Source organism: Alloalcanivorax sp., from assembly GCF_964221125.1.
Lineage (GTDB): Bacteria > Pseudomonadota > Gammaproteobacteria > Pseudomonadales > Alcanivoracaceae > Alloalcanivorax > Alloalcanivorax venustensis.
Genome location: NZ_CAXPXK010000049.1, coordinates 1 through 6941 on the forward strand (window position 1 = coordinate 1; position 6941 = coordinate 6941).

The 6941-nt window shown below is 65.4% G+C and carries 9 protein-coding genes; 1 reads left to right on the top strand and 8 read right to left on the bottom strand.

Features of this window, described 5'->3' with window-relative positions; all coding sequences use genetic code 11:
- Nucleotides 1–35: 35 nt before the first annotated feature.
- The 3 genes from ACEQZD_RS06290 to ACEQZD_RS06300 all read right to left on the bottom strand — a co-directional run bounded on the left by ACEQZD_RS06290 (nt 36) and on the right by ACEQZD_RS06300 (nt 2895).
- Nucleotides 36–1487 (bottom strand): capsule assembly Wzi family protein, encoded by a 1452-nt coding sequence (locus ACEQZD_RS06290; RefSeq protein ID WP_370184616.1) that lies wholly within the window; start codon nt 1485–1487, stop codon nt 36–38.
- 356 nt (nt 1488–1843) lie between these two features.
- Nucleotides 1844–2242, bottom strand: a complete 399-nt coding sequence (locus tag ACEQZD_RS06295) for a DUF1330 domain-containing protein (protein ID WP_370184618.1) — start codon at nt 2240–2242, stop codon at nt 1844–1846.
- A gap of 32 nt (nt 2243–2274) precedes the next feature.
- Nucleotides 2275–2895, bottom strand: coding sequence for a YigZ family protein (locus tag ACEQZD_RS06300; protein ID WP_370184620.1), 621 nt, complete (start codon nt 2893–2895; stop codon nt 2275–2277).
- 198 nt (nt 2896–3093) lie between these two features.
- Here ACEQZD_RS06300 and ACEQZD_RS06305 point away from each other — a divergent pair, with 198 nt between their 5' ends.
- On the top strand, nt 3094–4308 hold the full coding sequence (locus ACEQZD_RS06305; protein ID WP_370184622.1) for an Ig-like domain-containing protein: 1215 nt from the start codon (nt 3094–3096) through the stop codon (nt 4306–4308).
- A gap of 143 nt (nt 4309–4451) precedes the next feature.
- Here the strand turns inward: ACEQZD_RS06305 and ACEQZD_RS06310 are convergent, their stop codons facing one another.
- The 5 genes from ACEQZD_RS06310 to ACEQZD_RS06330 all read right to left on the bottom strand — a co-directional run.
- Complete coding sequence (locus tag ACEQZD_RS06310; protein ID WP_335628663.1) at nt 4452–4859, bottom strand: DUF86 domain-containing protein; 408 nt, start codon at nt 4857–4859, stop codon at nt 4452–4454.
- Entirely contained in the window at nt 4844–5239 is a 396-nt protein-coding gene (locus ACEQZD_RS06315; protein ID WP_370184624.1) for a nucleotidyltransferase family protein, read from the bottom strand. The genes ACEQZD_RS06310 and ACEQZD_RS06315 overlap by 16 nt, the downstream gene beginning before the upstream one ends.
- An 18-nt stretch (nt 5240–5257) precedes the next feature.
- Entirely contained in the window at nt 5258–6232 is a 975-nt protein-coding gene (locus tag ACEQZD_RS06320) for a quinone oxidoreductase (protein ID WP_370184626.1), read from the bottom strand.
- A gap of 207 nt (nt 6233–6439) precedes the next feature.
- Nucleotides 6440–6637: an addiction module protein gene (locus ACEQZD_RS06325; protein WP_214013747.1), complete on the bottom strand. Its 198-nt coding sequence runs from the start codon at nt 6635–6637 to the stop codon at nt 6440–6442.
- 54 nt (nt 6638–6691) lie between these two features.
- Nucleotides 6692–6941 (bottom strand): Ohr family peroxiredoxin (locus ACEQZD_RS06330; RefSeq protein ID WP_370184627.1); only part of this gene is annotated, 250 nt, incomplete at its 5' end.

Consider the following 6941-nt stretch of genomic DNA (forward strand, 5'->3'; position numbering starts at 1 on the left):
TTTCATTATTGCTGTCATAACCGTTTGGGAGTCCTTTACCAGTCAAACGTGCGGCGCCATTGCGCCATGGCGGTGACCTGCTCGCGCTCACCGGCGAAGGTGTCTACGGCTTCGTCGGTGGCGGCCAGGGCCCAGGTGAGACGCCCGCCCAGCAGGCCGTGTTCCAGCCGTAATTCAGCCAGCACGATATCTTGTTCCGTATTGGCTTGCAGTATTTCGGCACCGTCGGGCTCAACTTGAGCCCGTTTGCCGCCTTGCGCGTTGAGGGTGGCGGTGGTCACCGAGGCGGTGAATACCGCGCCGTTGCGGAAAAACTGCTGGCCGCCCAGGGTCAACGCGCGGGCGTCCCCCTCGAAGGTGGAGGCCAGGCTGCGCCCATAGTAGCGGAAGCCGCTGCGGTAGGTGCTGTGTTCATAGGCGGTGTTGAAACGGGCGTCGCTGACGGCACGCCCGGCGACGGTGTCGGTGCCTTCCAGGAAGAAGCGCTGGCTGCCGGTGCCGAAACCGGTGAGGGCGTCGAAGCCGACCAGCGCGGAGAACTTGGACGGCAGGCCGCCGGCCTCGTCCTCGCCCATCATCTGGCCGTAGAAGCCGGTGGGCACGCCGAACACCGGGAAACCGGCGCGGAAATCGAAACCGCCCACCTGGTTACTGGGGTCGTTTTCCTCGGTGAAGCCGGTGCTTTGGCCGTTGTCCTTACCGATCAGAGCGTCGCCGAAGGAATCCAGGCCATCGGGCCGCCCTTCCCCGCCCCACTGGAACAGCCGGGTCAGGCCGATCTGCAGAAAGCTGGCCGGCCGGAAGGTCAGGCGTCCACCGACCAGTTTGGCGTCGGAGACGGCGCGGTCCTGCTCGAGCTGGCCGATGAAGGCCTGGAAGTCCCAGGGGCCGATCCAGTTCAGCCACGGCGAGCGCGGCGCGTAGTGGGTCTGGCGACCAAACCACAGGCCCGGTACCGGGCGGGCATTGTTGGAGAGCGCCAGGGAGCTGTGGTGGCCGGGGCCCCACCAGCGGTCGATGGCGCCGGCGCCGAGCTGCCAGTTGCCGAAGCGGCCGGCCACGAAGCTGCCGTCGGCGCGCAGCTCGCTGGTGTCTTCGCGGTCGTCGGTGTCGGTGTAGCCGGCCTGGATGCGGGCGGCGTAGCGGCGGCCGGTGAAGGAGACCGCCGCCGAGCTGTCCACCTGGCCGGCGGGCTGGGCACCGAAGTGGCGGAACAGGGGCTCTTCATTGGCGCCGCCGAGGGTGACGGTGGCGGTGCGGGTTTCGGTTTTGGCGCGGTCCAGGGCGGCACGCAAGTAGGCGGCGTGCTCGCTGGTGCGGCAGGTGTCGCTGGCGCCGCGCAGGCCTTCGGCCACCGCCGACCAGTTCACCGGCCAGGTGGTGGTGAGGCCGTCGAAGCAGCCCAGCGCGGAGAGCGCTTCCAGATGATGCCGGGCGCGCAGGTCCCCGGTCTCCGCCCAGGGGGCGGCGGCGGCCGTCGCGCTCACGCTTAGCAGTACCCCCAGGGCTCCGCCTTTGACTGCTCGGGGCCAGGCGGCCCGACTCAACCCAATTAGCACTGGCGGCTTCCTATCCTGATGAATGGCTTACGTTCCCCAGTCCCTGGGGCAGGGATTATCACCCGCAAGTTTAGTCATGCCTATGACACGGAGCGGCATTTTACATTGTGTTTACTATATTGCTAACCCCGGGTGACAAAAGACAGATGCAAGCTTCAAGCTGCAAGCTGCAAGCAGGCCGTGCTGGGACAGTGGCCGTGCCATGAAATGGCCTTTCCCCCGGCACGGCCAGCCTGCAGCTTGAGGCTTGAGGCTTGCAGCTCGCAGCTTGACGCTTGCAGCTCTCATTTCTCCTGGTTGCAGATCAGGCGGGCCTCTTCCAGGGCGGCGGTGCGATGCTTGGTGGCCTGCTTGTACTCCGGGTCGGCGAGCATCCGGGCGAACGCCTGGATTGAAGGGTAGCGCACCAGCAGGACTTCGTCCCAGCGCTCGCCTTCCGGGGCGATCACGCCGGCCAGGGTGTCGCCGGACCAGAGCAGCTCGCCGCCCACGCCTTTGACCTTCTCGAACGCCACCAGCGAGTAGCGGCGGTAGGCCTCGCGGCCGTCGTAGTCGGCTTCGCCGTCCTTATAGCGGGCTTTGTCGCGGAAGCGCAGCAGGTTGAGCATGACGATGGGGGTGTCGGCGGGAATGCTTTTGAGGATGTCCGGCAGGCGTTGGGGATCCGGGTCGACGACGGGCATGGCGTGCTCTCCTTGATTGTGATTATTGGCAATCAGGTTGCCCCTTCCCTTCCCCGCCGCCAATGGTGAGATGCGCCAATTCCATGGGCAGCGCAAAACGCCCGCAAATCATCCAGATGCCGTTCCGGCGCCGTCACCCTGGCGGTGACGTGCTGGCTGTACTGGATCTCTTCCAGGCGGGCGCCGTGCTGGTCGCACCAGTGGCGCAGGGGCTGCTCGTCGGCGAAGCCGAGCTGCAGGGTGAGCGTCTGCTCGGGGATCTGTTCGGTGACCCGCATGGCGGAGAGCACCGCTTCGGCGGCGCCGGCGGAGGCGCGCACCAGGCCGCCGGCGCCCAGTTTGACGCCGCCGAAGTAGCGGCTGACCACCACCATGACGTCCCCCACCCCTTTGTGCTGAATCACGTTGAAGATCGGCTTGCCGGCGGTGCCGGAGGGTTCGCCGTCGTCGTTCATGGCGCCCTGGCCGGACTGCGGGTCGCCGATCAGCCAGGCGTGGCAGTGGTGGCTGGCGTCCGGGTAGCGGGCGCGGGCCTGCTCGAGCACGGCCTGGGCCTGGTCGCGGTCCTGGACCGGGCGCAGCCAGGCGATGAAGCGGCTTTTGTTGATGATCAGTTCGCGGTCGACGGGGCCGGCGGGGGTTGGGTAAGTCATTGAGAGAGGATAGCAGAGACCTTGCTGGAGAGGGCTCTGGGATCCTGCCGGCCGGCTTTGCCGGCCTTTCGCGGGCTGGGCCCGCTCCCACAAATCCCGCTCCCACAAGGCTCGAGCCCTACCTGATTAGGGGATGTGAACGGTTGTCGCCGGTCCGTAGTGTCTTCGGCACAACAAAAGCGGATAACTGGAAGCGACATGGAAACGACGATTTTTACGCGCCGGCGCGGCGGCACCGTGCTGATGGGGGCTCTGGTCCTGGCGATCACCGCCTGCGGTGGGGGTGGCGGCAGCAGTGGCGGCGGCGGTACCGGCGGCACGGGCGGTGGTGACGGCGGCGGGCCCGATGCCGGCGGCCTGGCGCTGGCGTCCAACAGCCCGGTTGACGGCGCCACGCAGAAGGCGGAGTACCCGGTGGTGGCGGTGTTCTCGGCGCCGGTGGACCCGGCCAGCGTGGACCGGGATTCCTTCATGGTCACCGCCGGCGTTAACGAGGTGGACGGCACTTTCAGTTACAGCGACGACGGCTCGGTGGTGATCTTCAAACCTAACGCGGATCTGGTGGACGGCCAGGCGTACACGGTGACGTTGGACGGCATCACGGATCAGTCCGGCGATGCGCTGAACGCGGCGCAGAGCTGGGATTTCACCGCCAACGCGGTGGCCGATTACACCTGCGCGGTGGGCCCGGTGCCCGCGAGCCTCGACCTGAACGCGGAGCAGGACGCCTACTACTCTCAATACGCGGACGCCAACGGCCTGCCGGTGCTGGGCGGTAATCTGGTGTCGGCGGCGGCGCTGACCCACGCCTGCGAGACCATTCTGGGGATGATGAGCCTGCGCCAGGATCTGCTGGCGGAAATGATCGCCAACGGCACGATCGCGGCGGTGACCGGCGACGGCGAGGGGATCACGCAGATTCCCGCCTACTCGGACCTGGATACGGTCTTCCCGATCACCGGCGACACCTGGGACAACCGCGCCCGCGGCGGCCTGGGCGCCACCAAGGCGCGGCCGGTGAGCAGCGGCACCGAGGAGAACGTGCTGTGCTACGGCAACGACCCCTACCAGGCCGGCGGCGTGCACGAGGACATCTTCCTGCATGAGTTCGCCCACTCGGTGGACCTGATGGCGCTGGAAGATCTGGACCCGGATTTTCTCGACGAGCTGCAGGCGGCCTACGACGATGCCGTCGCCAACAACCTGTTTGAGAACACCTACGCCGACGACAACGTGGAAGAGTACTGGGCGGAAGGGGTGCAGACCTGGTTCAACGCCAACCTGGAGTCCGATCCGCCCAACGGGCTGCACAACAGCGTCAATACCCGTGCGGAGCTGGAGAGCTACGATCCGGCGCTGCACGGTCTGATCTCACGGATTTTTCCCACCGATTATGACGGTGGCTGCCCTTAACGCGCCCTGGGGGGACGCGACGGCCCGCGTCGGCGGGCCGTTTTTATTTGTGCGAGCGAAATTGTGGGAGCGGGCCTCGCCCGCGAAAGGGAGCGAAGCTCCCGGCGGGATACCAGAGGTCTCTGGGATCAGGGTTGGAGGGTTCAGGCCGAGAAGGCGCGGGCAAAGTCCCGGAAATCATCCAGATGTTCGTGGCAAAGCTGGAAGACGATGTTCCAGTTCACCGCTTCATAATTATGGACGACGATATTGCGAAAACCGACCGCGCCTCTAAGACGGTCAGCCAGCTCTTGGGGAATTTTGTCGCCCTGCGCCAAAAGTGAGAAGGTCTCGCCCATGGTTTGCGGCGCACCCAGATCGTCTTGATCCGCGAGCCAATGGGCCGCTATATCAACGCAAAGCTGTATCGCCCGGGTAAGGTTCAACGACACAATATCCTGAGCATCCAGGTCCTCGGACAACAACCCAGGCGTATCCGGACAACGCTCATGGAGCCGGCGCACACAACGTCGCAGCGACTCAAGTTTTTGGTCGATTATGACTTGATCCATGCGCGCCGCCGTGTTTCCAGAATGTGTTTCTGCAGCGGGATAAAATCCTCGCCATTGGTTAGGTGGCGGCTTAGCAATATCGCCATATGGGTCGGCGCGCCCAGCAATCGCCGCCCTTCTTTCAAGATTTGTCCGAGCAGGGGTTCTCCGACACGGTTTAAATCCACCAAGTCCACAGAACGTCCCAAAGCACCGGCGAGCGTCTTGATCATGGCCTGCCGCTGCTCAACGGTTAGCGGACTTTCCAGCATCACACCGATATCCAAATCACTGGAGGCAGTCGCTTCACCACGAGCCATCGAACCAAACATCACTACCAGCCGGGGACTGAACGGCTGGAGTGCTGCTTTAATAAATTGGTCTGTGTCTGTCGGTATCATTGTCCGAGAATAGCATCTCTATGGCATCAGGACGACGGCGCCGTGGGTGCGACGGGCTTCCATGTCGTCGTGGGCCTGACCCACGTTCTGGAGGGCGTAGCGGACCGGGTCGTCGGGGGTGAGGATGCCGTCGCGCAGGGCCTGGAAGAAGGCGTCGGCGGCGGCGTCGCGGTCGGCCGGGTCGGCGGTGTAGTGGCCGAGCATGGGCCGCACCACGGTAAAGGAGCCGGCGGCCAGGCGCGGCATGGCGAGCGGTTCCACCGGGCCGGAGGACTGGCCGAAGTTGACCAGGTGGCCGCGCGGGGCCAGGCAGGCCAGGGAATCGTAGAAAGTGTCCTTGCCGACGGAATCGTAGGCGACGTCCACGCCGCGGCCGTCGGTGAGCTGCTTGACGGTGTCCACCACGTTCTGTTCCCGGTAGAGAATCACATGGTGGCAGCCGTGGCGGCGGGCGCGCTCGGCTTTTTCCTGGCTGCCGACGGTACCGATCACGGTGGCGCCCAGGTGGCGCGCCCACTGGCACAGCAACTGCCCGACCCCGCCGGCGGCGGCCTGGACCAGGATGACGCTGCCCTCGCGGACCGGGAAGACGTCGGTGAGCAGGATGCGGGCGGTGAGGCCACGCACCATCATGCCGGCCACCAGCACGTCGTCGATGTCGTCCGGTAGGCGCACCAGCCGGCCGGCGTCGATCAGACGCTGGTCGGCGTAGGCGCCGTAGTTGCCGGAGGTATAGGCGACCCGGTCGCCGGCGGCGAATGCGGTGACGCCCTCGCCCACCGCTTCCACCACGCCGGCGGCTTCCAGCCCGGGAATCCCCGGCAGCGGCAGCGTCCGGTAGAGCCCGGAGCGCACATAGATGTCATGGAAGTTCACGCCGATGGCGGTCTGCCTGAGACGCACCTGGCCGGGGCCCGGCTCACCCACCGTCACCGTTTCCGGCCGCAGCACCTGCGGCCCGCCCGCTTCGTGCATGATCATCGCTGTCGCCATGGGGTCTCCTGATGGATGGCTGGTCTTGTGGGAGCGGGCCCAGCCCGCGAAAGGGAGCAAAGCTCCCGGCAGGATACCAGAGAGGCCACTTGATCGGCCGTTTAGAAGCGGTTCTTACGAAGGATTCTGGGATCCTGCGGGACAACCTTTGCCGGCAAGCCAAGCTTGCCTTTCGCGGGCTGGGCCCGCTCCCACAAGACCCACCAGCTATCTCCTGGTTTTTAATTCATGAAGGCTGAGAAAGGAGGCTTCGCCCGCATCAATACGCTTTTGCCGTTCCCCCAGCTCGTAACCGTGCCACTGCGGCGACTCCAGCTCGCCCAGATCGTTGTGTAGGGCTTCCCAGATCGCCTCCATGGACTGAAGTTTCTCCAATCGCGACATGTCTTTGGGGTCGGTTTGCATGGTCTGCTCTGCGTATTGAGTAACGGGAATTCTTCTAGCCTAGCAGGTCGGAAGCTAGACGTGCACTTCCAGGTCCACCGGGATGTTGCCGCGGGTGGCGTTGGAGTACGGGCACACCTGGTGGGCCTTGTCGGCCAGAGCCTGGGCGTTCTCGCGACTCAGATTCGGCAACGTCACCTCGAGGGTGACGGCGAGCTGGAAGCCGCCCGCGTCGTTGGGGCCGATGTCGACACGAGCGCCGACGGCCGAATCGGTCACGTCGGCCTTGTCCTGACGTGCCACCATCTGCAGTGCGGAGTGGAAG

What these genes read in the sequence shown, in the direction of transcription:
- ACEQZD_RS06295 (WP_370184618.1), bottom strand. Translation starts at nt 2,242, where the DNA reads ATGCCCGTCGTCGACCCGGATCCCCAACGCCTGCCGGACATCCTCAAA.
- ACEQZD_RS06300 (WP_370184620.1), bottom strand. Translation starts at nt 2,895, where the DNA reads ATGACTTACCCAACCCCCGCCGGCCCCGTCGACCGCGAACTGATCATC.
- ACEQZD_RS06305 (WP_370184622.1), top strand. Translation starts at nt 3,094, where the DNA reads ATGGAAACGACGATTTTTACGCGCCGGCGCGGCGGCACCGTGCTGATG.
- ACEQZD_RS06310 (WP_335628663.1), bottom strand. Translation starts at nt 4,859, where the DNA reads ATGGATCAAGTCATAATCGACCAAAAACTTGAGTCGCTGCGACGTTGT.
- ACEQZD_RS06315 (WP_370184624.1), bottom strand. Translation starts at nt 5,239, where the DNA reads ATGATACCGACAGACACAGACCAATTTATTAAAGCAGCACTCCAGCCG.
- ACEQZD_RS06320 (WP_370184626.1), bottom strand. Translation starts at nt 6,232, where the DNA reads ATGGCGACAGCGATGATCATGCACGAAGCGGGCGGGCCGCAGGTGCTG.
- ACEQZD_RS06325 (WP_214013747.1), bottom strand. Translation starts at nt 6,637, where the DNA reads ATGCAAACCGACCCCAAAGACATGTCGCGATTGGAGAAACTTCAGTCC.